25 protein-coding genes and 1 tRNA gene are annotated in these 23,408 nt (G+C 69.6%); 15 read left to right on the top strand and 11 right to left on the bottom strand.

Annotation, left to right across the window (positions count from 1 at the left end):
- The first annotated feature begins 16 nt into the window (after positions 1-16).
- Positions 17-490, top strand: coding sequence for a PPOX class F420-dependent oxidoreductase (locus tag ABZ396_RS28640; RefSeq protein ID WP_358917361.1), 474 nt, complete (start codon positions 17-19; stop codon positions 488-490).
- Between the two features lie 20 nt (positions 491-510).
- On the opposite strand, the gene ABZ396_RS28635 is transcribed toward ABZ396_RS28640, so the two are convergent.
- The 9 genes from ABZ396_RS28635 to ABZ396_RS28595 all read right to left on the bottom strand — a co-directional run bounded on the left by ABZ396_RS28635 (position 511) and on the right by ABZ396_RS28595 (position 12,487).
- Complete coding sequence (locus tag ABZ396_RS28635; protein ID WP_358917450.1) at positions 511-1,245, bottom strand: TetR/AcrR family transcriptional regulator; 735 nt, start codon at positions 1,243-1,245, stop codon at positions 511-513.
- Positions 1,246-1,363: 118 nt separating this feature from the next.
- Complete coding sequence (locus ABZ396_RS28630) at positions 1,364-2,746, bottom strand: MFS transporter (RefSeq protein ID WP_358917363.1); 1,383 nt, start codon at positions 2,744-2,746, stop codon at positions 1,364-1,366.
- Positions 2,747-2,860: 114 nt separating this feature from the next.
- Positions 2,861-5,083 (bottom strand): glycosyltransferase family 39 protein, encoded by a 2,223-nt coding sequence (locus tag ABZ396_RS28625; protein WP_358917365.1) that lies wholly within the window; start codon positions 5,081-5,083, stop codon positions 2,861-2,863.
- Entirely contained in the window at positions 5,080-6,570 is a 1,491-nt protein-coding gene (locus ABZ396_RS28620; RefSeq protein ID WP_358917367.1) for a bifunctional glycosyltransferase family 2/GtrA family protein, read from the bottom strand. The genes ABZ396_RS28625 and ABZ396_RS28620 overlap by 4 nt, the downstream gene beginning before the upstream one ends.
- Positions 6,571-6,584: 14 nt before the next feature.
- Positions 6,585-8,249, bottom strand: coding sequence for a HAMP domain-containing sensor histidine kinase (locus ABZ396_RS28615; protein ID WP_358917369.1), 1,665 nt, complete (start codon positions 8,247-8,249; stop codon positions 6,585-6,587).
- Positions 8,246-8,986, bottom strand: coding sequence for a response regulator transcription factor (locus ABZ396_RS28610; RefSeq protein WP_225826737.1), 741 nt, complete (start codon positions 8,984-8,986; stop codon positions 8,246-8,248). Before ABZ396_RS28610 ends, ABZ396_RS28615 begins: the two co-directional genes overlap by 4 nt.
- A 269-nt stretch (positions 8,987-9,255) precedes the next feature.
- The gene (locus ABZ396_RS28605) at positions 9,256-10,128 is read right to left on the bottom strand and encodes a DUF2797 domain-containing protein (RefSeq protein ID WP_358917371.1); all 873 of its coding nucleotides are present in this window, start codon (positions 10,126-10,128) and stop codon (positions 9,256-9,258) included.
- Between the two features lie 633 nt (positions 10,129-10,761).
- Entirely contained in the window at positions 10,762-10,983 is a 222-nt protein-coding gene (locus ABZ396_RS28600) for a hypothetical protein (RefSeq protein WP_358917373.1), read from the bottom strand.
- 673 nt (positions 10,984-11,656) lie between these two features.
- Positions 11,657-12,487 (bottom strand): hypothetical protein, encoded by an 831-nt coding sequence (locus ABZ396_RS28595; protein WP_359186283.1) that lies wholly within the window; start codon positions 12,485-12,487, stop codon positions 11,657-11,659.
- Between the two features lie 875 nt (positions 12,488-13,362).
- Between ABZ396_RS28595 and ABZ396_RS28590 the strand changes: the two genes are divergently transcribed.
- The 3 genes from ABZ396_RS28590 (at position 13,363) to ABZ396_RS28580 (ending at position 14,947) form a co-directional block, all read left to right on the top strand.
- Positions 13,363-13,728 carry a VOC family protein gene (locus tag ABZ396_RS28590; RefSeq protein WP_358917377.1) on the top strand — a complete coding sequence of 122 codons (366 nt, stop codon included), beginning with the start codon at positions 13,363-13,365 and terminating at the stop codon, positions 13,726-13,728.
- Positions 13,729-14,300: 572 nt separating this feature from the next.
- Positions 14,301-14,621, top strand: coding sequence for a site-specific integrase (locus ABZ396_RS28585; protein WP_358917379.1), 321 nt, complete (start codon positions 14,301-14,303; stop codon positions 14,619-14,621).
- 143 nt (positions 14,622-14,764) lie between these two features.
- Entirely contained in the window at positions 14,765-14,947 is a 183-nt protein-coding gene (locus ABZ396_RS28580; protein ID WP_359186280.1) for a hypothetical protein, read from the top strand.
- Between the two features lie 80 nt (positions 14,948-15,027).
- On the opposite strand, the gene ABZ396_RS28575 is transcribed toward ABZ396_RS28580, so the two are convergent.
- Positions 15,028-15,100 (bottom strand) — tRNA-Arg (locus tag ABZ396_RS28575).
- A 512-nt stretch (positions 15,101-15,612) separates the two neighbouring features.
- The gene (locus ABZ396_RS28570) at positions 15,613-15,822 is read right to left on the bottom strand and encodes a hypothetical protein (RefSeq protein WP_358917382.1); all 210 of its coding nucleotides are present in this window, start codon (positions 15,820-15,822) and stop codon (positions 15,613-15,615) included.
- A gap of 210 nt (positions 15,823-16,032) precedes the next feature.
- Between ABZ396_RS28570 and ABZ396_RS28565 the strand changes: the two genes are divergently transcribed.
- The 11 genes from ABZ396_RS28565 to ABZ396_RS28515 all read left to right on the top strand — a co-directional run bounded on the left by ABZ396_RS28565 (position 16,033) and on the right by ABZ396_RS28515 (position 22,994).
- The gene (locus ABZ396_RS28565) at positions 16,033-16,395 is read left to right on the top strand and encodes a hypothetical protein (RefSeq protein WP_358917384.1); all 363 of its coding nucleotides are present in this window, start codon (positions 16,033-16,035) and stop codon (positions 16,393-16,395) included.
- Between the two features lie 16 nt (positions 16,396-16,411).
- Positions 16,412-17,020, top strand: a complete 609-nt coding sequence (locus ABZ396_RS28560; protein ID WP_358917386.1) for a hypothetical protein — start codon at positions 16,412-16,414, stop codon at positions 17,018-17,020.
- Positions 17,017-17,514, top strand: coding sequence for a hypothetical protein (locus tag ABZ396_RS28555; protein WP_358917388.1), 498 nt, complete (start codon positions 17,017-17,019; stop codon positions 17,512-17,514). The genes ABZ396_RS28560 and ABZ396_RS28555 overlap by 4 nt, the downstream gene beginning before the upstream one ends.
- On the top strand, positions 17,511-17,888 hold the full coding sequence (locus ABZ396_RS28550) for a hypothetical protein (protein WP_358917389.1): 378 nt from the start codon (positions 17,511-17,513) through the stop codon (positions 17,886-17,888). The genes ABZ396_RS28555 and ABZ396_RS28550 overlap by 4 nt, the downstream gene beginning before the upstream one ends.
- Entirely contained in the window at positions 17,885-18,082 is a 198-nt protein-coding gene (locus ABZ396_RS28545) for a hypothetical protein (protein WP_358917391.1), read from the top strand. Before ABZ396_RS28550 ends, ABZ396_RS28545 begins: the two co-directional genes overlap by 4 nt.
- A complete protein-coding gene (locus ABZ396_RS28540) occupies positions 18,079-18,834 on the top strand; it encodes a hypothetical protein (RefSeq protein WP_358917393.1) in 756 nt (251 codons plus the stop codon). The genes ABZ396_RS28545 and ABZ396_RS28540 overlap by 4 nt, the downstream gene beginning before the upstream one ends.
- Entirely contained in the window at positions 18,831-19,007 is a 177-nt protein-coding gene (locus tag ABZ396_RS28535; RefSeq protein WP_358917394.1) for a hypothetical protein, read from the top strand. Before ABZ396_RS28540 ends, ABZ396_RS28535 begins: the two co-directional genes overlap by 4 nt.
- Complete coding sequence (locus ABZ396_RS28530; protein ID WP_358917396.1) at positions 19,004-19,321, top strand: hypothetical protein; 318 nt, start codon at positions 19,004-19,006, stop codon at positions 19,319-19,321. Before ABZ396_RS28535 ends, ABZ396_RS28530 begins: the two co-directional genes overlap by 4 nt.
- Before the next feature lie 316 nt (positions 19,322-19,637).
- The gene (locus tag ABZ396_RS28525) at positions 19,638-19,802 is read left to right on the top strand and encodes a hypothetical protein (protein WP_358917398.1); all 165 of its coding nucleotides are present in this window, start codon (positions 19,638-19,640) and stop codon (positions 19,800-19,802) included.
- Positions 19,803-19,887: 85 nt separating this feature from the next.
- On the top strand, positions 19,888-21,996 hold the full coding sequence (locus tag ABZ396_RS28520; protein WP_358917400.1) for an FtsK/SpoIIIE domain-containing protein: 2,109 nt from the start codon (positions 19,888-19,890) through the stop codon (positions 21,994-21,996).
- Between the two features lie 356 nt (positions 21,997-22,352).
- Positions 22,353-22,994 carry a hypothetical protein gene (locus ABZ396_RS28515; RefSeq protein ID WP_358917402.1) on the top strand — a complete coding sequence of 214 codons (642 nt, stop codon included), beginning with the start codon at positions 22,353-22,355 and terminating at the stop codon, positions 22,992-22,994.
- Positions 22,995-23,408: the final 414 nt, after the last annotated feature.

The raw sequence follows: 23,408 nt of genomic DNA, 5'->3' as shown, positions 1-23,408 counted from the left end.
GCCCTAGGCTGGCGCCATGGCACCGAACATCGCGACGAACACCGCCGTCTCCCTCGACGAACTGCTGGACTTCGTACGACCCCGCCACCGCGCGATCCTGCTCACGCGCCGCGCCGACGGGAGCCCGCAGGGGTCCCCGCTGACCTGCGGGGTCGACGATTCCGGGCGGATCGTGGCCTCCACCTATCCCGAACGGGCCAAGACCCGCAACGCCAAGCGGGACGAGCGGGTGAGCATGATCGTCCTGAGCGACGACTGGAACGGGCCGTGGGTCCAGATCGACGGCCGCGCCGAGGTGATCGACTCACCCGAGTCGGTGGAGCCTCTGGTGGAGTACTACCGGAACATCGCCGGGGAGCATCCGGACTGGGACGAGTACCGGGCGGCGATGCTGAAGCAGGGGAAGTCGATCATCCGGGTGACGCCGGAGAAGTGGGGGCCGGTCGCCACCGGCGGTTTCCCGGCGCGGTTGGCTTCGCCGGAGGCCTAGTGCCGCAACAGGCACTGGCCTCAAGCGGGTCGGGTCACCTTGGCTTCGATGCCCGCGATCAGCAGGTCCAGCGCGAACGTGAAGTCTCTGTCCAGCATTTCCGCGACCGTGTCCCCGCCCCTTGCCGCCATGAGGCTCTTTGATTCCTCCAGGACTTCTGCGGTGCCGGGGGCCTCGGTCGCCGCGTCCATGGCCGTGTTGAAGTACTCGTCGGGGGTCATGCCCGCCGTCGCCACCCTGGCGGCGAAATGGCCCTCGATCGTGCCGTAGCCGTAAACGAACTGGAAGACGGCCGAGATCGCGCCCGTCACCCCGTGCGCCGGCAGTCCGGCACGGCGCATGACGCGCTGGACCACGCGGGAGAAGGCGAGCGAGTGGGGGCCGATGTTGAGGTAGCGGCCGGCCAGCGGGGACAGCCAGGGGTGGCGGACCAGCAGCGCGCGGTACTCCGTGGCCAGCGCCCGCAGTTGCTCCCGCCAGTCGCCGTCGGTCACCTCAGGCAGCCGCAGTTCACCGAAGGCCGCGTCCAGGGCGAGTTCCAGCAGGTCGTCCTTGGTGTCGACGTACCAGTACACGGACATGGCGGTCACATTGAGTTCGGCCGCCAGCCGCCGCATGGAGAACTTGTCGAGCCCGTCGGAGTCCAGGAGACGGACGGTGGCCGAGGTGATGCGCTCGCGGTCTAGCCCGGAGGGCTGACCGGTACGGCCCCCCTTGCGCGCCTTCTCCTCCAGCCACACACTGGCCCGCGCCATCACGACCCCCTCCTCGACGATCACTTCTCAAGATGCTAAAGCTGCAGCGCCTCTTTTAGGGACGCGGGGCTATGTCCGATATGCGGCTACGGCCAATTCCACACCTACCCCCTCCCCCTCAGGCGACATTCCTCTCCGCCCGCCGAAGAAGCCCCGCCGCGACAAACCCCCCGACCACCACGGCGACCGCGCCCACCAACTGCCCGGCCCCCAGCCCCGCCGACAGCGACTTCCCCGACGCCACCCAAGAACTCAGCACCGCTCCCAGCACAGCGACCCCCAGCCCGTTCCCGAACTCCGCCAGCGTGCCGTTGATCCCGGCCCCCACCCCGGCCTTCTCCCGAGGGATCGCGCTCATGATGGCGTGCGCCATGGCCGGGTTGGCGATCGCGCACCCCGCGCCGATCAGCAGCAGACCGAGCAGCGTGCCGCCGTACCCGCTCGCATCCAGTACGGCGATGGACACCAGCCCGAGCGACATCAGCAGCATGCCCAGGGCTGTCGCCACCGGCGTGCCCATCCTGGTCGCCCACTTGGCCGACAGGCCCGTGAAGTTCAGGGCGACGACCGTGAGCGCGAGCGGTGCCGTGCGCAGGCCGGCCTCCAAGGGGCCGTAGCCGAGGACGAATTGAAGGTGCTGGGTGAGCAGGAACAGCGCGCCGCCCATGCCGAAGGTGATGAGCACCGCGCCGGCGACGGCGCCCGTGAAGCGGCGGTCCCTGAAGAAGTGGGGGTCGAGCATGGGGTACGGGATCCGGCTCTCCCAGTACGCGAAGGCGCCGAGGACCACCGCCGCCACGGTCGCCGTGACCAGCACCGGGGCGGACCTCCAGTCGTGATCGGGGCCGGAGATGATCGCGAAGACCAGTGCGGCCATGCCGACCGTGGAGAGCAGGGCACCGAGCAGGTCGGGGCGGTCGCCCTGCGGGTTCTTCGACTCGGGGACCAGGGCCACGACCGCTGCCAGGGCCAGTGCCGCGACCGGGAGGTTGATCAGGAAGATCGCGCCCCACCAGAGGTGGTTGAGCATGAACCCGCCGATCAGCGGGCCGGCGGCGAAGCCCAGCGCGTTGACGGCGCTCCAGATGCCGATGGCCTTGGAGTGCTCGTCGGGGGTGAAGATCTGCATCGCCACGGCAAGGGTGGTGGTGAGCAGGAGCGCGCCTCCCACGCCCATGCCGGCCCGTGCGGCGATCAGCTGGGCCGTGGAGTCGGCCAGGCCCGCGGCCAGCGAACCCGCGCCGAACAGGACGAGGCCCGTGATCAGCATCTTCTTGCGGCCGTAGCGGTCGGCCGCGCTGCCCGCCGTGAGCAGCAGGCCGGACTGGACGAGCGAGTACGCGTTGATCATCCACTGGATGTCCGCGGTGGCCGCGTGCAGTTCCTGGGTGAGGGAGGGGATGGCCACGTTCAGAACGGTGTTGTCGAGCAGCACGGTGAGCTGCGCGAGGCAGACGACACCGAGGATCAGCCAGCGCTGGGGGTGGCCCTGAGAACTCATGCTGTACACCGTAGAACGATTCCTGTACGGCGTACAACGCCGTACGCCGTTCCCCGCGCGTGCGGCGAGAGGGCGGTGGCCCGGGCCACCGCCCTCTCGCCGATCAGACCACCGTCAGCTGCTGCTGCTCGCCTTCTGTGTCATGTCGTAGAAGGTGGACGAACCGACCGTCACCTTCTTGAAGCTCTTCTCGACCCACGAGGTGATCAGCGAGGACGCACCGCTGCCGCTGCCGCCCATGCCGCCACCGGTACCGGAGGAGATGAAGTAGTGGATCTTGCCGTCCGCCACGTACTCCTTGAACTGGGCCAGTGTCGGGGCCGGGTCGGTGCCGTTGAAGCCGCCGATCGCCATCACCGACTCGTCGGTGGCGAGCTGGTAACTCGCCGCGTTCTGGGCACCGATGGCCGCCGCGACCCACGTGTAGTTCGACGAGTCCTTCTCCAGCAGCTTCTTGGCCTCGGAGGTGACGGTCGCGCCGTTCAGCAGGCCGACGCCACCACCGCCTTCGCCCATCCGGCCGCCGCCCGGGAAGCCGTTGCCGTTCTGCGTGCTTCCGTTGCCGTTCTGGCCCTGACCCTGCTGGTTCTGGCCCGGCATACCGTCGCCGAAGCCGCCGTTGCCGCCGCCAGGGAAGCCCTGCTGGTTCTGGGTGGTGCCGTTGCCGCCCTGCTGGTTCTGGCCGCCCTGGCCGAAGCCACCGCCGCCCATACCGCCACGGCCGCCGGGACCGCCGCCGAAGCCCATCATGCTCGCGCCCGCCGGGCCGGCCGTCGGGATGGAACCGGTGTGCGCCGAGTCCACCGTGCTCAGGGTGTACGCCGTCGGACCCGCCAGCGCGGCCACCAGGCCCACCGCCGCTGCTCCGAGGGCGAGTTGGCGGCTGATCCGGCCCGCGAAGACCAGGCCGAGCGCGGCGGCCAGACCGCCGATCAGGACCAGCCACTTCAGCCAGGGAAGGTAGGTGGAGGTGCGGTCGAGGAGCACATAGCCCCAGACCGCGGCCGAGACCACGGCGGCGGCGAGGGTGATCGGAGCCCACAGCTCGGCGCGCTTCTCCCACAGCAGCCCAGCGCCCATGCCGATCACCGCGGCGATGTAGGGGGCGAGGGCGACCGTGTAGTACTGGTGGAAGATGCCGGCCATGTAGCTGAAGACCACCATGGTGATCAGCAGCGAGCAGCCCCAGACCAGGAAGGAGGCCCGGGTCACCGAGGTCCGCTTCAGCTTGCGCGTCGCCACCAGGCCCGCGGCCAGCAGGATCAGCGCGGCCGGGATCAGCCAGGAGATCTGGCTGCCGATCTCGGAGTTGAACATCCGGTCCCAGCCGGTGGCGCCCCACTGGCCGGTGCCGGTGCTGCCGCCACCGCCGCCGACGCTGCCGGTCTCGTCGCCGCTGATCCGGCCGAGGCCGTTGTAGCCGAAGGTCAGCTCCAGGAAGCTGTTGTTCTGCGAACCGCCGATGTAGGGGCGGGAGGTGGCCGGCCACAGCTCGACGATCGCGACCCACCAGCCGGCGGAGACGATCAGCGCGCCGGTCGCGAGGGCCAGCTGGCCGATCCGCTTCTTCAGTTTGTGCGGGCCGACGGCCGCGTACAGGAAGGCCAGCGCCGGCAGGATCAGGAAGGCCTGGAGGGTCTTGGCGAGGAAGGCGAAGCCGATCGCCACGCCCGCCCACACCAGCCAGCTGGTCCTGCCGTCCTCGACGGCGCGGACGACGAAGTAGCAGGCCAGCGCCATCAGCAGGGCCAGCATCGCGTCCGGGTTGTTGAACCGGAACATCAGCGCCGCGACGGGGGTGAGCGCGAGCACGGCGCCCGCGATCAGGCCGGCCGCGGGGCTGAACCGGCGGCGCACGGAGGCGTAGACGACCGCGACCGTGCCGACGCCCATGAGGACCTCGGGGCCGAGGATCGTCCAGGAGTTCAGGCCGAAGATCCGGGCCGCGATCTCCATCGGCCACAGGAACGCCGACGGCTTGTCGACGGTGATCGCGTTGCCCGCGTCCAGCGAGCCGAAGAACGTCGCCTTCCAGCTCTTGGTGCCCGCCTGTATGGCGGCCGAGTAGAAGGAGTTGGCGTATCCGGACGCGCTCAGGTTGTAGAAGTACAGCAGCGCGGTGACGAACAGCAGGCCCAGGAAGGCCGGGCGTGCCCAGCGTGGGTCCTCGGGGCGGCCGCGCCAGAGTCTGCGTACGAAGGGCAGCCGGGGCTCATCCGACTCCGGCGCCGGCGTGGCGTCCCGGGTGTCCGGGACATCGGGCATGTGCTTGGGCGGCGGGGGAGCCGTGGGGGCCGGGCCCCACTGTGTCGGCTGGTCGGTGTGGGTGCTGCTCATCGGGGCTCCCCCGCGTCGGTGTCACGGGGGCGTACCGGCTGCAACTGCATGGTGGCGTCCCTCCAGGTGCCGTCCGCGGCTTCACCGGCGCGGAACGGAGTGGTCGTGGTGCCGCCCTGGGCACAGGGCTGGTGCGTCGGGCGCTGCGGGAGCGGGCCCTGCGGCTGGTATCCGCCGGGGACCGTGGTGTACGTCGGCGACGACGGGGTGTGCGCGGCCACCACCGTGGAGGAGGACTGCCGGCCGCCGTCGCGGTCCGGGAAGACCCAGGCGCGGAAGAGCAGGAAGCGCAGGACGGTCGCGGCGAGGTTGGCGGCGACCAGCACCGCCAGCTCGGTGGAGTGCGCGGGGTCGCTGCTCGCCGCGTTCAGGGCGGCGAGCGAACCGCTGGTCAGCGCCAGGCCGATACCGAAGACGACCAGGCCCTGCGCCTGGTGCCGCACCGCTCCGCCCCGGCCGCGCACCGCGAAGGTCAGGCGCCGGTTGGCGGCCGTGTTGGCCACGGCCGACACCAGCAGCGCGAGGGCGTTGGCGATCTGGGAGCCGGAGAACTGCCGGAAGAGGCTGTACAGCACCAGGTAGAAGAGGGTCGACAGGGCGCCGACCACACAGAAGCCGACGAGCTGGCGGGCCAGGCCCTTGGGCACGTCCTCGATGTCGCGGTCGCGCGGGTCGTCGCCGAAGGGACGGCCGACCCGGTCCAGCGGCAGCGAACCGGTGGCCAGGGCCTTGCCCACCCGCCAGACGCCCTTGAGGTCCTCGGTCGCCGTCCTCACGATGTGCACGGTCGAGTTCGGGTCGTCGACCCAGTCGACGGGCACCTCGTGGATGCGCAGGCCCGCGCGCTCGGCGAGCACCAGCATCTCGGTGTCGAAGAACCAGCCGGTGTCCTCGATGAGCGGCAGCAGCACCTGCGCGACATCACGCCGTATCGCCTTGAAGCCGCACTGCGCGTCCGAGAAACGGGCCTGCAGCGAGCCGCGCAGGATCAGGTTGTACGAGCGGCTGATGAACTCCCGCTTGGCGCCGCGGACCACGCGCGACGAGCGGGCCAGCCGGGACCCGATCGCCAGGTCGGAGTGGCCGGAGATGAGCGGCGCCACGAGCGGCAGCAGCGCGTTCAGGTCGGTCGACAGGTCCACGTCCATATACGCGAGGATCGGCGCGTCCGAGGTCGACCAGACGGTCCGCAGCGCACGGCCGCGGCCCTTCTGCTCCAGCCGGAACGACTTCACCTCGGCGATCTCCGCCTCAAGTCGCCGCGCCACCTGGGGGGTAGTGTCCGTGGACGCGTTGTCCGCGATGGTGATGCGGAACGCGTACGGGAAGGTGCGCTTGAGGTGCTCACGCAGTCTGACGACACATGGGCCGAGGTCCTTCTCCTCGTTGTAGACGGGGATCACTACGTCAAGGACAGGCGTACCGGCGTCTCCGGCCGGGAGGTGCTCCCGCGCCGGCAGGGGGCCGGGAGAAGAGTCGGTTCGCATGGCGACGACTCTGGTCAAGCGCCCTGTTGCACCCATGTGGTGGCACTGTGCTGTGCCTGTGAGTGCGATTGCCGGTTGGTTTGGGGGGCGGGCTGAGGGGCCGCCGGGGCAAGCGCGGGCAGATAGAACGTGAACACCGTGCGGCCGGGAACACTGTCCACGGTGACGGCGCCGCCGTGCGCGGACGCGACCGCCTGCACGATGGCGAGCCCGAGACCGGTGGAGCCGGTGGACCGGGACCGCGCGGAGTCACCGCGCGCGAACCGCTCGAAGACGTGCGGCAGCAGATCCTGCGGGATGCCCTGCCCGTTGTCCTCGACGTCCACGCACATCCAGGGCCCGCGCCGCTGGATACGGGCGGTGACGGTCGTCCCCGGCGGGGTGTGCTTGCGCGCGTTGCCCAGCAGGTTGACCAGCACCTGCTGGATACGGGCCGCGTCGGCGGCCACCAGTGCCGGCTCGTCGGGCAGGTCCAGCCGCCAGTTGTGGTCCATGCCGGCCGCCCGGGAGTCGCTGATCGTGTCGACGACCAGCGGGATGAGGTCGGTGTGCTCGAACTGGAGCGGACGGCCCGCGTCGAGCCGGGCGAGCAGCAGCAGGTCCTCGACGAGGAGGGTCATCCGGCCGGCCTCGGACTCGATACGGCCGAGGGCGTGCCGGGTGTCGGGCCCGACCTCCTCCCCGCCGCGCCGGGTCAGTTCGGCGTAGCCACGGATGGAGGCGAGCGGGGTCCGCAGCTCATGGCTGGCGTCGGCGACGAACTGCCGTACCCGCATCTCGCTCTGCTGCCGGGCGTGCAGGGCGCCGTGCACATGGTTGAGCATGCGGTTGAGCGCGGCGCCGACCTGGCCCACCTCGGTGTGCGGGTCGCACTCCGACTCCGGGACCCGCTCGCTGAGGTTGACCTCGCCGGTGTGCAGGGGGAGTTCGGAGACGCGGGTGGCGGTGTTGGCGACCCTGCGCAGGGGGCGGGTGGCAACGCCGACCATCACGGTGCCGGCGAGGGAGGCGGCGACCAGACCGGAGACGGTGAGGCTGATCTCGACGAGGATCAGGGTGTTGATGGTGCCGTCGACGTCGGAGGTCGGGAGGCCCACGTAGAAGCTGCCCTTGTTGCCCACGACGTACTGGACCTGGTACGTGCCGAGGCCGGGGATGTCGACCGTGTGCGGCTTCTGGTCCTGGGCGACGGAACCGAGCGCCTTGATCTGGGCCTCGGTGAGGTTCGCGGGGCTCATCTGCGTGTAGCCGGCGGAGTTGTTCTCCTTGGTGCCGACCTTGCCGCTGGTGATCGACCCGTTCTCGACCTTGGCCGCTACGGTCTTCTGCGGCTGCGGCCCCTGGGTGACGAAGGAGCCGAGGTCGGTCCTGTCATCCGGCTTGGGCGCCTTGCTGCCGGCCGGGAGGTTGCCCTTGCCGCCGAAGCCGCCCACGGGTCCGCCGGCCGCGCGCAGCGAGACCTCGCGCAGGTTGCTGTTCAGCTGCCCGTACAGGTGGTCCCGCAGCACAAGGGTGGTGACGGTCCCGATCACCGCGCAGACCACGGCGATCAGCGTCACGGACACGACGACGAGCCGGGTCCGCAGGGTGCGCGGCTGTCCCTCCCCCACTCTCGGCTTCGCTCGAGCGGGGGGACCCCCACGTCGCTTCTGCGCACGCGGCCGTCGTAGTCCGCTCATGAAACGGCGGGCTTGATCAGGTAACCGGCCCCACGCCGGGTGTGGATCATCGGCTCCCGGCCGGCGTCTATCTTCCTGCGCAGATACGAGATGTAGAGCTCGACCACATTGGCCTGCCCGCCGAAGTCGTACGACCACACCCGGTCCAGGATCTGGGCCTTGCTGAGCACGCGCCGCGGGTTGCGCATCAGGAAGCGCAGCAGCTCGAACTCGGTGGCGGTGAGGTGGATGGACTCCCCGGCCCGCGAGACCTCGTGGCTGTCCTCGTCCAGGGTGAGGTCACCGACGACGAGCACGGAGTCGGAGCGCCGGTCGGCCGCACCGGACCGCCGGATCAGCCCGCGCAGCCGCGCCACGACCTCTTCGAGACTGAAGGGTTTGGTGACGTAGTCGTCGCCGCCGGCGGTGAGCCCGGCGATCCGGTCCTCGACCGCGTCCTTGGCGGTGAGGAACAGCACCGGCACGTCGGGCAGCTCGCGCCGCAGGCGCCCCAGCACGGCGAGGCCGTCCATGTCGGGCAGCATCATGTCCAGGACGACGGCGTCGGGCCGGAACTCCCGGGCGGTCTGTACCGCGCCCTGGCCGTCGCCCGCACTCCTGATCTGCCAGCCCTCGTAACGGAGGGCCATGGAAAGGAGTTCGGTGATCGACAGCTCGTCGTCCACCACAAGCACTCGGACGGGGCTCCCGTCCGGCCTCAGCAGTTCGGTGCGCCCCTGGGGCGAGGTCGTGGTCATGGTGGACACCTTGTCGGCGTCCTCTGAGAACACGCTTTCACTGATCTGTGATTTCCCTGAGAAACACACAGGCGCCTCTCAGGGAACACCTGGGAACCCCATCACGTGCGCACCAACTCATGACCGCGCTCATGCCGGGCTGTGCGGATCTTGTACGTCCATTGCCAGCCCTGGACCGTTGATGAAGCGCTGATGAACAGGTGATGAGAGCGTACCGAGCCGGGCCCCGGAGAGCCATCGGCGGTCTTCGAGAGGTGCTCCCCCGGCGCTCAGAAGAGCCCGTCCTGGGGAGTCGCGAACCCCCTCACGGGCACGTCCAGTTGACCGCCGTCCCCCGCCCCGGCGGCGGTCAGCTCCCACCCCGGCAGCAAGCGCGTGTCCAGGACGACGACACCGCGCCCGGTGGCGAGGTGCAGATCGGGCCCCGCGGCCGCGACCAGCTCACCGCTCACCACTCCGCCCGGGACCAGCTCGGCCACCTCACCGAAGGCGGCAGGCAGCCCGCCCAGCCCGAACACCCGCACATGATCCACGGGTTGGCACGGCTCGGGCCGCAGGGACTCGGGCCAGCCGCCGAGCCCGACGGCCCGCGCGTGCAGCTCCTCGATCTCCGCGGCCCGCTCGGCCCGCGTCTCCGGCAGCACGGCGCGTACGACGCGCTTGTCGGCGTACGGGATACGGTCGGGCACCCTGAGCGCGGCCCGCAGCAGTTCTTCGGCCCGCCGCGCGGCCATCAGCGGCCCGGCGCCGAGCCAGCTGAAGCAGACCGCTCCCTGCTCCAGCAGCCGAGCCGGCCCCCGCTCGACGGCCGTGATCCCCACCTTGACCATCCCGGGCCCGAACCAGGCCAGATAGACGTGGTACGGCCGGGGGTCGTCGGCGATGTTGTCGGCGGCCACGGAGTGCGCCCGGTCCAGCCGCGCGCACTCCTCGCAGCGGGCCCCGGTGCTCCGCCCCGACACGGCTGCCCGGGTCGGGCAGGCGTTCCCCCGCGCCCCCACGCAGCTTCGGCCAACCCCTTCCGCGACCGCGAAGGCCACACGCTTCCCCCGGACGAGCGGACTGAGCCGCCCGCCGCTCCACACCAGCAGGGGCCCGTGGTCCGACCACCGCAGCCCCGAGCATTTCCACACCTGTGTCATCACTCGCGAGGGTAGAGGCCGTGACCCACCGCGAACCACCAGCGCCTGTTCCGCGACTGATCGGCCGGGCCGTGACCGTGCCGGCCGGGGTCAGAATGATCTACGTTCTGAGGCTCCGGAAAGCCGGCCCTGAACGAAGAGCGGGGGGGGTGCGGGACTTGAACCTACGTCGGCTCGCGCCACGGCGACTCGCGCCACGGCGGTTTCGAGGCCGTTCTCGCCTCGCGCGGGGCCTGGCCCTGGCTGCTGATCAGCCGCCCGCCCGCGCGGTCGCCGGCTCAGGCCCCCCGGTGGGGCCGTCGAGGTGCAGACGGCAGGTGGCCTGGACGCTCACGACACGTGAGACGGTCCCCGGCGGCTGTCGACACCCCTCACTCGTGGGAGCCGAGCCGCCTCGGGTCACGCCGCACGCGTGCCCCAGGTGGGCTCCTGCCCATCCTCTAGCAGGGCGGTCTCGTCTTCCCCGAAGTCCGGGGCCTGGAAGGGGTTTGTCGCCGGGGGCGGCGACGCCGCGGTGGAGCTGCGGGGTTGCCCTTCCAGGGCGGAGAACAGCGACGTCAGATCGATGAGAGGTCTCTCTTTCGTTACAGGTCCCCGAAGGGACCTGGTGTGCCGTGACCGGGCACAGCGGTCCTACAGCTTGGTCATTTTGGCGTACGGGCTCAAGATCCGCATTTGCGCCGAGCCGAAATCAACGAGCGCCGCGATTCCGTCCTCGACGCCGATCACCCGGCCGAGACCGTACATGTCGTGTGTGACCTGGTCGCCCACGGCGAAGTGCTTGGGAGCACGTGCGACCGGGGCCTTGAAGGGGCTGGTAGGCAGATGACGCTTCGGTGCAGCTGGCTTTGTCATTGTCCTCAGTATGCGCCCATGTGTGTCCCGTTGGCTGTGGCCGTCGGCACAGATCATCCGGTACGGCCTCAGCCACGCTACCGGCTTGGGCCGTCGACCGGAACAAACTGCGACAGCCGACCTGTGGCAGCCGCTTGAGCCTGATGCTCCGCCTCGGCCTCCGCCGGGGTCAAGCCGTTGCAGGTGTGCACCCCGTCATACGACCCCGAAACGAAAAAGACCCCGGAGTAACCCGGGGTCTTCACTCTGTGTGCACTCGGCAGGATTCGAACCTGCAACCTTCTGATCCGTAGGCGCGTTCACGCCGGATGCGTGCCCCGCCGACCGGCCATTCAGCACGGTTGATCCACGAAGCTGAGTCTAGATCGTCCGCGATTGCGTGCTGGTGCACGTGGCTGTTGATGTCAGACGTTGATGTCAGGGCGACGTTCCCTTTTCGGTCACGTCCACGGACGTGATGTACGGCGGGGTCAAGAACGTGGGCTCTGCTGCTAGCGGGCACGCGCACTGACGGGAGCAAGGCACTCATTCAGGTGATAGATGCCCTGGCGGGGCGAGCGAGGAGGATGTGACTGCCGCTCGAAGGCGGAGTGGGTCTGAGCTCGCGGTGGGCAGTGGCCGAAGGTCGGCGAAGCGGGTGGGTGACGGTGTCTCCAGGTCTGCAAGGCGGTGTTCAGCCTGTGCAGCCCAGGACACTTCCGGGCGGAGCACAGTTCTCCGGGGTGTTGTGACGAACCACGGACTGGTTGAGGGTCACGGTGCCGCCGGCTTTGTAGATGCCGCCGCCACTGCCGGGGCCTCCCGTCGCGGCATTGCGCAGGACCGTGGAGCGGGTCACCGTCAGCGTGCCTCCGCCGTTCCAGATGCCGCCACCGGAAGGGGCGGTGTTGCCATACACCGCGGAGTCGGAGACCGTCACCTCGCCCAGGTTGTTGCCGATGCCGCCGCCGTCACTCACTCTCGCGGTGTTGCCGTGCACCGCCGAGTGGATCACCGTGACCGTTTGGCCGGCGAGGTAGTTGAAGATGCCTCCGCCATTGTCTCCGGAGTTGCCGAACACGCTGGAGTCGCGCACCGTGAGGCGCCCGTTGTTGTTAATGCCGCCGCCGGCGCCCAGTGAGTAGTTGTCCCTCACCGTGGAGCCGATCACCGTCAGCGTGCCTTGGTTCTGGATGCCGCCACCTGGGCCTGATGACGCCGTGTTGTCTCTCACCGTGGAACGGCTCAACGTCAGCGCGCCCTCGTTGTTGACGCCGCCGCCGGAGGACACAGCGCTGCCATGGGTGAGGATCAGGTCGTCCAGGTGAACCTGGGCTCCGCTGCCGACCGTGACGGTGGAGCCTGCCTGGTTGCCGTCGAGCACCGTCCCACCGACGCCCCTCAGAGACAGGTCCTTGCCGATGGTGAAGGGGCCGGTGCAGGTCCCTCTCACCAGCAGGGTGTCTCCCGGCGCAGCGGCGGTGATGGCGGGCTGCAGGGCGTTCGGGTTGGCGTTGCAGCTCACCACAGTCCCCTGGGCAGCCGCGGCTGGGACCACTCCGGTCAGGCTGGCTGCCCCTGCCGCTACCGCTACAGTCGCCGGCCGCACCCAGCGACGCCGCAGGATCCTACCTACTTCGATGCGCATCTGGCTTTTCCTGACCTTTCATCACGCATGTCCGGAAAAGGGGTACCCCATCACGGCGTCTCCCAGCGCGGCGTGAGCACCCCGTGATCGCACATGTGGTGCCCCGGCCAGGCAGCGCAGCATCGGGGGCGACCGGCCTTCTCTCCGAATAGTCCAACAAACGCACCTATTCGGACTACACGAACCATTCGGGCTCGACCGAGGAGCCGGGCACGTCTTCCTCCGGTCGCACGCCATCCCTGGTCCACGGGAACCCTCAGACCTCTCGGCTCCCGATCCTCTTGGCAACCCTGAGAGAACCACGGTGGTGAATGGGCACCGCAGCCAACGGCCCCTGCCCGTGCTCGGCCACTCCGTCTGGCTGTGTTGTGGCGCGCCCTACCCGCAGACCATAGGCGTGTTCGCCCTGGATGAGCGGCCCGCCAACCAGCCCTTGAGCGCTGTCAATCCACAAGGGTCAGCGCTCGCTGGCCCGCCGTTGTGCCCTGGCGTGCGTGGCTGTCGATGTCAGCTGCCGTACACCACTTCCCTGGACGCACCGACATCCCCTGGCTGCGCCTGGACCGCACCGACTGCGGTCGCGCGCGGTCGTCAGGTGTGCGGGTTGACGTCCACCAGCGCCCGCCAGCTTGGCATGCCTGCTTCCTCTCCGCAGGGCACGCGAGCGTCACGGAGCCCGCGACGATGCCGGGGCAGCCGCCTCTAGGGTATTCACGCGGAAGTCAACCGATCGGCCCGGAGATGCCACGCCCATGCAGATGAAGTTGGTCGCGATAACGCTCGATTGCCCTGATCCGCTGGCTTTGGCGGCGTTCTACCAGCGGGCCACCGGCCTTGACCCGCATCCGAAGTCGGACGCCGACTTCGCGGGCCTGATTGGCGAGTACGGACTCTTCATCGGTTTTCAACGGGTCGACGACTACCGGGCTCCGAGCTGGCCCGACCAGATCGTTCCCCAGCAGCTTCACATCTGCTTCAAGATCGAAGAGGACTTGGACGAAGCCGAGGCCCGGTTGCTGAAGCTGGGTGCGGGCAAGCCGGATCACCAGCCTCACGGGGATAAGGCGCGGGTCCTGACCGATCCGGCTGGGCATCCCTTCTGCATCAGCACACGCTGATTGCTGGCTTCACGGACCAAGCCGTACACGCCTGCAGAGGATCGGGACTGCCTACTCATCGCAGAGACACAGTGACGCACGCCACTCAAACTTCGATGGCACACGAAGGTTCGTTGGCACAGGACAACTGTGTGCTGTGCCAACGAACGTTGAGCGCGTGCAGTCGAACTCTGAGTAATCGGCGAAGCATCAGCCTGCGACCAGTTACGGTCACGAGAAGACGCGGACGAGATGTGGCGCCTGATGCCGGAGGAACCCCTGCCCGAGAATCCCGCCGCCCCGGGCCCGAGGAGGCCGGACCCTCCAGCTCCAGCACCCTCCATACACATAGGCGACGTTCAGGGGCCGCTCGTCGTCGGGAGAGACGACTCCGCCATCTCCGTGGCGATGTCTTCGCGGGCGCTACTCTTCTACCCTTCGTAAGGCTCTGTGGACTGTGATGGGCAGCGCCCCGGCGGTCAGGACGTCGCCGCGCAGCTCGAACGCCCCCGCCGGCGGCGGCCCCCGCTGGTCGCCTACCTGTACCGCCTCGACCTGGCCAACGTCCGTTGGACGGCGCTGAGGCTCGACTGTTGCTCAAGACCGCCCGGCCCCAGCACCTCTACGCTCTGTGGCTGCTGCTCGTGTCGACGGGCCTGCGCCGGGGCGAAGCTCTCGCACTCACCTGGGAAGACATCGACCTCAAGAACGGCCAGGTCCGCGTCCGCAGGAACGTGCAGCGCATCCGGCGTGAACTGATCTTCGGTACCCCCAAGACCGCGCGATCGATTCGCAACGTGTTGCTCCCGAAGGTCTGCGTGCGGGCGCTGACCCAGCACCAGGCGCAGCAGGAGCGGGAGCGCAAGGTGGCGGGAAGAAGTGGCAGCCGACCCCGGGGCAGCCCAACGGGCTGATCTTCACCACGACGACCGGCCGCGTCACCGGCCCACGCAGTCTGAACCGGATGCTCACGATCCTGTGCCGGGACGCCGGCGTGCGGCGCGTGCGCGTGCACGACCTCCGGCACACCTGCGCCTGACTGCTGCTCGCTCAGGGTGTGGACGCTCGCACGATCATGGAAACGCTCGGACACAGCACGATCACCATGACGCTGGACACCTACGCCCACGTCATGAACACGACGCTCAAGGCCGCCGCCGATCGGATGGACGACACTCTCCGGCTGGACGACCCGAAGGAAGATTCACAGGAAAAGCAGGGGCCTGAGCCCGAGGAATGAGCGCCGCTTTCAGCCGCGTTGATGTCAGCCGTTGATGTCAAAGGCCCCGCCGGGCGAACCGGCGGGGCCTTTGACCTGTGTGCACTCGGCAGGATTCGAACCTGCAACCTTCTGATCCGTAGTCAGATGCTCTATCCGTTAAGCTACGAGTGCATGTTCTTTTGTTTTTTGTCTTCGCTTCCGGCCCTTCTGGCCCGCTCGCGGCGACAGGAAGAACATTACATGACTGCCGCCGCCATGTGAAATCCGTTAGGTGCACCCCTTGTGAGCTGCGGAAACGCCATTTCTGGGGGGGGTCCTGCGCGCACCGGCTGCCCGGCCGTCGGTACGGCACCCCCGGCGTTCCGCGGCGTCGACGACCGGTGGGAGTGGCCTGGATCACAGCGGTGCGAGGGCGGGGCGAAAAGGAGCCGTAAACGACTCAGGGAGCCCAGGCCGAAAATGGCTGGGCTCCCTGAGTCAGGTGCGGAGGCGGAGGGATTTGAACCCTCGATGGGATTGAAGTCCCAAACCGCATTAGCAGTGTGTTGCCCCTCGTCTAGTTGCGACGGGGGGCAACTGCCCGAGACGCTCCGCCACAGGTCACAACCCGGGTGCCGTCTGGCGGTGTTGGTCCCCGTCGGAACGCGTACGGGCCTCTTGGTGCCATCGCCGTGCCATCGGAGTCACGTCCCGCCGGGCGCGTCGTCTTCCGTCATCACGATGCGCCGGACCTGTTGGCGGGTGTACCCGGTCGCCTCGCAGATGTCCTTCTGCGGGACTCCGTCCCTCGCTGCCTGCCTGATCGCCGCCGCGAGTTCCTTCCGCAGGATCTCGGCCCGCGTCTCGGCATCTCTGAACCGGCGCGCGATGTGCTCCAGTGATCGCTTATCCATGACACATAGTGTTCCATCGGCCGTCATGGAACTTAACGTTACGCAGAACCGCTGCAAAGCCCAGCGTAAGAACGCTTGGTGATGGAACATAATGTTCCCTAGAGTGGAGGTGTCGGCAGGGATACCAGCCGAAACGCAAGCGGCCCCCGCCGGTGTTGGAGCACCGAGCGAGGGCCTCACGGAACAACCTGATCTCGACAGGAGTCCGCTGTGACGCATCTTTCCACCCGCCGCGAGCACCGCACCAACCGCCGTGCCATTCGCGCCACTCTCCGCCGCCGGGCGGCTGAGACCCGCCTCGCCGCCAGCTGCCGGCGCCGCCCCCGCTCCCTCCCCACCATCAGCATCGCGGCCGGCGTCACCAACGGCCTCCGCTCGGTCGCCAAGCGCCTCGGCCTCGCCCCCGCCGAGCAGGCCCGCACCCGCCGCACCGTCGCCGGGGGCCGCGCCCACCAGACCCGCTCCGTCGCCCACTGGACGCTCACGCAGGTGCGGGCGCTGCTCGCCTCTTACAAGCCGCGCAAGGCCGAGTACGTCGCCGCGGTCGCCGCATTCGCCAACACCGCTGTCTGAGCCGGGGATGACCACCATGACGAATCGCACTCACGTTCCCGCCGTCGCCCTCGGTACGGCCGGCCACCTCCCGTACGCCGTGCAGACCGCCACCCGGCAGCCCGCCGAGCAGGCCAGCTCGCACCCCGCCGCCGTCGGTAGCGATGGCGCCCGCGAGCACACGGACCACGATGCCGCCGCCACCGTCGCCGCCCTCACCCGCGAGTGCCAGAAGCGCGGTATCACCCTCGAGATCGCCGAGGACACGAGCGTGGACCTGACCCTGAGCGTCAACGGCGTCCGCACACTCGTGGGTCCGTTCGAGGACGCGGAGGAGGCCCTCGACGAGATCCGCCTCTTCGGCCGCTGCATCGACTGCCGCATCCCGGTCGGCGACACGTGCGCGCCGTATGCGCCGGGACACCGCCACATCGACGGCAGCCCGATCATGATCTGCCAGGCCTGCCGGGACCGGCGTGCCGTGCTGGCCGCCGACCCGGCCCGGCTGGCGTTCAGTCGGGCCCTGGATGCGATCGAGACGGCGTTCAAGCTGTCGAAGAACCCGGGGCAGACCCGGAGCGCTCTGGTGAATGCGGTGGCCATGTACGCCACCGACGCCGAGGTCCCCGCCTGGGGTGTCCGGTGAGCCGGAACACTCCGGCCGAGCAGGCGCCCACCCGTGTGGTGGGCGCCCTGCCCGCGGCCATCACCGAGCCGTCCGATCTTGCCGTTGCCGTTCGTGTCGCGCAGCAGATGCTCAGCAGGTACGGCGCGGTCGATCACCGCGACGTCCTCGCCCTGAACGAGGCGTACGGCGCCATCCGCGAGTCCCTCAAGATCATGCTGCGCGCCGTCGACGCCGAGCCTGAGATTGCCGACACCGGCAAGATCACGCGTTGCCCGGCCGCTCACCCCGACGACCCGACCGGATGCAACGGGCCGATCGTCGTCACCGTCCTCGATGCGAACAACGCGGGCGCCAACGGCTACGAACACCACGCCGCGACACTCCTCGCCTCCCTCGACGGCGGCCGTGTCTACGCCCTGCCCGACGCCCCCACGGGCGCGGCCATCCGCACCTTGACGGCCGCCGGCCGCACCCACCCCTACGCCTGGGTCCCGCGAGGTGAAGACCGGTGACCGAGCCCCGCACGATCACCCTGCCCACCGCCGACCACGGCGACGTCACTTTCGACGAACCTTCCTGGTGCGCCGGCCACAGCCACCACGACCCCGAGACCCTGCGCATCGACCTCATGCACGCCGGGCCCGCCATCGACTTCACCCACCTTGGCCGGACCCTGCTCTCCGCCGAACTCGCGCAGTCCCCCAACGCCACGCCCGGCCCGCCGCACCTCGACGGCCGGACGCCCGGCGTCTCCGTGCACCCGCTCGGCAAGACCCTCGACCCCGTCCAGCTGTACAGCCTGGCCGCCGCCCTCGACACCTACTCCGACCAGCTGCGCGGCCTGGCCGACCAGCTCGCCCGGATCCTCGCCGGGGGTGCCGAGTGAGGCGCTGGCCCGTCCCCCGGCCGACCGAGCGCGCTGCCCTCGCGGCGGTGTGCCGGTCGGCCCGGCCCCTCCCGCCCGTCGACTTCCTGCTCGAAGCCCTCGTCATCTGCCGTCGCGTCGACGACCGGGAGGGCATGACCCTTGCCGCGCACCGTGTCGTGCGCGCCGCCGCCCCGGGGGTGGGCGAGTCATGAAACACGACTACCTGAAGTGGGCCGCCCTGCTCGCGGCCCTCGTCGCTACCGCATCCGCCGAGTACGAACTCGCCCGGCAGGTCGGGTTCAACGCCTGGGTGGCCGCCGCCGTCCCCGGCGCCCTGGACATCTACACAGTCAGGGCATTGAGGGCCCACCGGGATGTCCTCGCCGCGGTCGCTGCGATGATCGGCGTGAACGCCGCCTCCCACCTTGTGACCGCCGGCCTGGTGGCCGTGTCCGTGCCGCTGGTCGTCGCCGTCTCGGCGATCGCCCCGTTGGTGCTGTGGCGCGTCCACTCCCTCAGCACCGACGAGAAGAGGCACGCGCCGGTCCGGAGCCCCGACAGGCTGCTGCCGGAACCCGCCGAGGTGACCGCCCCGGTGACCGTCGAACGCGTCGCCGACGACCAGCCGCCAGCCCTCCCCGAAGACCCGCAGATGGTCATCCCCGAGACCGTGCCCTGGCACTGGAAGGACTCCGACGGCCCGTCCACGGATCCGTTCGATAACGGGCCCAAGATGACCAGCGCGGTGCCCGCTCAGACCCCCCACGAAGTGGTCACCGAGGTCGTCACGCTCACGCCGTCCGAGCTGCGGCGCAGGGCCTCCCGACTCAACCGCGACTTGGTCACGTCGACGAACCGGCCGGTGACCATCGACCGGCTTCGTGGGGAGTTCGGACTCACCCGCCGCGAGGCCGCCGAGCTGCGCCGCCAGGTGGTCACCGCGAAGGGAGACGACCGGTCATGAAGGCACTGATCCTCGGCGCCCTGTTCGGGTTGCTGCTCGTGTTCTTCCCGTCCGTGGTCGCCGCCGCCACGGCCGTGCTCGTGGCGGCCGCGGTGAAGGCCGTCCCGGCCGCGGTCATCTTCGCCCTGCTCGCCCGCTCGGTCCTGCCTCGGGTGCGGAGGTGGACGCGATGATCGAGCAGACGCCGCTGGACAAAGCGGAGGCCGCCGCCCGGGATGCCGCCGACAACACGGACGTCGTCCGGATCGTGGCCGCCGTCCTCGCCGCGCAGCAGGCACAGCCCCCGGCGCCCCCGGTGGTGCAGCAGACCACGCAGCGCCCGATCGGGCTGTACATCGCGGCCGGCATCGGCGGGGCGGTCACCCTGTCCTTCCTGGCCATGGCCGCCGCGCTGCTCGCGGTCGCCGTCGCTGTCGGCGCGGTGAGCACCACCGTCTGCGTGCTGGTGCTCCGCAGCGTCTGGCAGGACATGCAGCGCAAGGGCTGACCTGCCCTTCCGTCCCACTGAGTTCCTTGAAGGAATTCAGTCGGGCGGTGGGGCCGGACCGCCCGGCACCAACAGCAGAGCTGACCAGGAGGCACCGTCCATGAACCGAGCCCAGCACCTCAACCTCGCCGACGCCGCCGTGGTCAAAGCCGAGCGGATCGCCGACACCGTCGAACACCTCGCCAAGACCACCGACCGCACGGGGACGCCGTAGCCCTCGCCGCAGCCGGCTCGCTGTGGAACGACATCGCACTCACCCACGCCGCCATCGCCGGCGCCCTGCTCGCCGAGACCGTGCTGACGCCGGAGCCGACCAATGCCTGAGCCGAAGCTGACGCTCCGAGAGAAGGCCGCCGTCGTACGCCTGGAGTTGAAGGGCCTCCGGCGTGCCGCCGCCGGGATCGTGCACCAGCCGGGCCTGGACCGTGAGGTCGAGGCCATCTACCGGAAGGCCCGCGAGCGCGAGGCCAAGAACAAGTAGCGCCACCCGGGGCGGCCGTCACCGGCCTAGGAACCGCCGGCCGCCCCGGGCCCCGATCCACCTGTGAAGCGACCGGAGAACCAGCATGTCCGAGAACGTTGTCCAGCTCCACAAGACCCCGCCGCCCGCGATGTCCACGAACACGGACACCCTCACCGAGACGATCGTCGACGTCGTCCAGGGCGCCGAGCCCCGTCCCGTCGACCCGCCCAAGCCGGCCGCCGAGCCCGGCACGTGGGTTGCCGAGCGGCAGGCCTACCTCGCCGACGCCCCGCCCGTCGTACCGGCCGCCTTCCGCCGCTGGGACGCCTTCGCGGACACCGTCCGCTGGGGTGTCTCCTACTACTGGCACGTCACCGCCTTCCACGCGCTCCGCACCCCCGTCTACGTGGGCCGTCTGCTGCTGCGCTCCCCGCGCGGTGCGGGCCGGCTGATCGTCCGCTGGGGTCGGTGGGTCGCTGACACCGAAGCCCGCCCCGTCGAGGCCAAGGCCGCCGCGTCCGCAGACATCGAGGCGTGGCTGTCGCTGTCCCGGGAGCACTCCCGGCGGGTACGGCCGCGCCGTATCGCCTCGATCGCCGTCGCCACCACCACCGGCATCACCAGCCTGATCGCCGGGTTCCTGGTGCCTGGGTGGACGCTCGCGGCTGCCGTCCCCGCCGCGGCCCTGCTCGGGACGGCGGGGAAGAAGAGCGACGGGAAGCCGCTCATCACCCGCTACGTCGCCAAGAATGTCCTGCGCCGCCTTGACTCCACCGAGGTGTTCGACGCGCTCGCCGCGATCGGCATCGAGGGCAAGAAGGGCCGCAAGGGAGTCGAGTTCGCCTCCGAGGTCATGCGGGATGGCCCCGGCTGGCGCGCCGAGGTCGACCTCCCGCCCGGCGTCGAGGCCACCGCCGTCCTGGAGAAGCGGGCCGCGCTCGCCGCCGCCATGCGCCGGCCCATCAGCACGGTGTGGCTGGAGGGCGACCGCGCCGCGCACCCTGGCCGTTTGGTGCTGTGGGTGGCGCAGCGGGATCCGGCGAAGGCCGGCCGGAAGCTGTGGCCGCTCATGAAGTCCGGCCAGGCCGACATGTACGAGCCGCTGCCCTACGGTTTCGACCCACGCGGCAACCTCATCACCATCACGCTCATGTACTCGAACCTGCTGGTCGGAGGCATTCCCGGCTCCGGGAAGACGTCGTGCGCCTTGGCGATCGTCCTCGGTGTCGCCCTCGACGCTTCGGCCGAACTGTGGATCTTCGAACTCAAGGGATCCGGCGACCTCGACTCCGTCAAGCCGATCTGCCACCGCTACGTGTCCGGCGACGAAGACGAAGACCTCGAGGCAGCCCTCGGCGGGATGCGCTCCGGGATCGCCGAGTACCAGCGGCGCGCCGCGTTCATCCGCTCCCTGCCCGCCTCCGAGGTCCCCGAGGGCCGCAAGGTCACCCGCGCGATCGCCGAGAAGTACCCCGAGCAGAACCTCGGCCCGCGGGTCATCGTCATCGACGAAGTGCAGGAATTGTTCACGCACGCCGACTACAAGGAAGAGGCTGCAGCGCTGGCCACCCGCCTCATCAAGAAGGCGCGCGCCTACGGCATCATCCTGATCCTGCTCACGCAGAACCCGGACGCCCCGTCCCTGCCCACCTCGGTGTCCAGCTCGGTCGGCACGCGCCTGTGCCTGGCGGTCATGGACTGGCGGGCGAATAACAACGTGCTCGGCACCAGTGCTTACGAACGGGGCCTGCGTGCCACGGACATCAGCATCGACGAGCAGGGAACCGGCATCCTCGCCCGCGGCCGCGAAGGCATCACCGTGCGGGCCGCGTTCATCAAGCAGACGGAGGCCGAGGACATCGCCAAGCGGGCTCTCGCGCTGCGTACCGCCGCTGGCACCCTGACCGGGCAGTCTGTCGGCGCGCAGGTCGAGGTCCTGGACGTGGAGACGGTCGTCGACCACCTGCGGGCGGTCTGGCCGGACGAGGTGGAGGCCGTCCACTCGCACCGTCTTGTGGAGGCCCTGGCACGGCTCCGGCCGGACTTGTACAAGCTGTGGCTGGAGATGGATGCGGCGGCCGCGTCGACGGCGCTGAGTGCGGCGCTGAGGCCGTTCAAGGTGTCCACTCGGCAGCTGACCATCCGGGAGTGCTGCGGGGGCGCCAAGGGCCTGCGCTACACCGATCTGCCGGCCGTGGAGGACGGCGCGTAGAGGCCCGCGGGCCGGTTTCGGATCAACCCCCTGGTTTCACCTTGATCTGAAACCGGTTTCGCCCCTGATATCGGGGCTGAACAGCGAAGTTTCAGGTTTCGGGCGGTCACTCGCGACCCGGATTCTCGCTTACGAACGGCCCTGCGGCTGCGGTCCGAGCCGAAATCGCTACCTCAGGCTGCGCGTCGGCCGACGCGCCCACAACGCGTGGCAACACACCCACGAGGCCGGCGCCAAGTCGACCGACAGAGGAGGTACATCACGATTGGGTGAATCTCGTCGCCGCGAGGCAACCACACGTCATCTTTACAAGTCACACACCTCGCATCCAACAGCGCCGCACCTCGGGGGGACCCATGAGTAACCAGCAGCCGCACCAGCCCGGCTGGAGCAACCCGCAGCAGCCGCAAGGCCAGCCCCCGTATGGTCAGCCGCCCTACGGCCAGCCCCCTTACGGTCAGCCGCCGTTCCCGCCGCAGCCCCCGAAGAAGACGAGCGCGGGAAAGATCATCGGCCTCGGGTGCCTCGGCATCGTCGGCCTAGTCGTCGTCATCGGCATCGCGGCCGCCGCCACCAGCGGATCCAGCTCCAACACCACCAGCGACTCGACGGTCACGTCCACCGCCAAGAACGACAACTCCCCCGCGGCCGCCAACGGCGACAGCAAGAAGACCGAGCCCAAGAAGACCGCCGCCGCGAAGACCGCCGTCTTCAAAGTCTGGGGCACCGCCCCCGCTGGCGCCCTCGGCAGCCTCGACATCGGCTACGGCTCCGACACCGACACCCGTCAGGGCGCCTTCAAGAACGGCAAGTTTGAGGCCACCCTGCCGTTGAAGGACGGCACGATGTACTACCAGCTGAACGCGCAGTTGCAGGGCTCCGGGGACATCAACTGCTCGGTCACTGTGGACGGGAAAACTAAGACCGGGCACGCGTCGGGCGGCTACAACATCTGCACCGCGCAGCTGAGCAGCGACTTCACGGGCGGCTGGCAGTAGAAGCCGCCGCGTCATCCTGGCCCCTGTGGCACCACGCGGCCCCCGCCTCGACTGCCGAGGACGGGGCCGTTGTGCGTCTACCAACCCGCAGTTGCCCGTTCGGAGCACGTGCCGCACGGCGGCAGCACACGAGGTGGCCACTCCTCGTCATGGATGATGTAGACCTCCACTCCGCACAGAGCCCTTCGGCGTCGCTGGTGTGACTCTGAGATGGCATGGACGAACCCATCCGCCGGGCTCGTCTTACCGTCCACCGCGGTGTCTCGATGGGTCCACGCCTGCTGATAGGGAGCGCTCATCGCGCCAGGCTAGGGCAGCACCACGAGGTACGGGCGATGAATCAGTTGGCGGCTCAGCGGTGGCCGGCGGGGCTGGGCTTGGATCACGGCTTCCACGCCTTCGGCAGCCGCATCT

This window comes from Streptomyces sp. NPDC005866 (genome assembly GCF_040629895.1).
Classification (GTDB): domain Bacteria; phylum Actinomycetota; class Actinomycetes; order Streptomycetales; family Streptomycetaceae; genus Streptomyces.
Note: the sequence above shows the minus strand (reverse complement) of the source record. Positions and strands in the feature narration are given on the sequence as shown.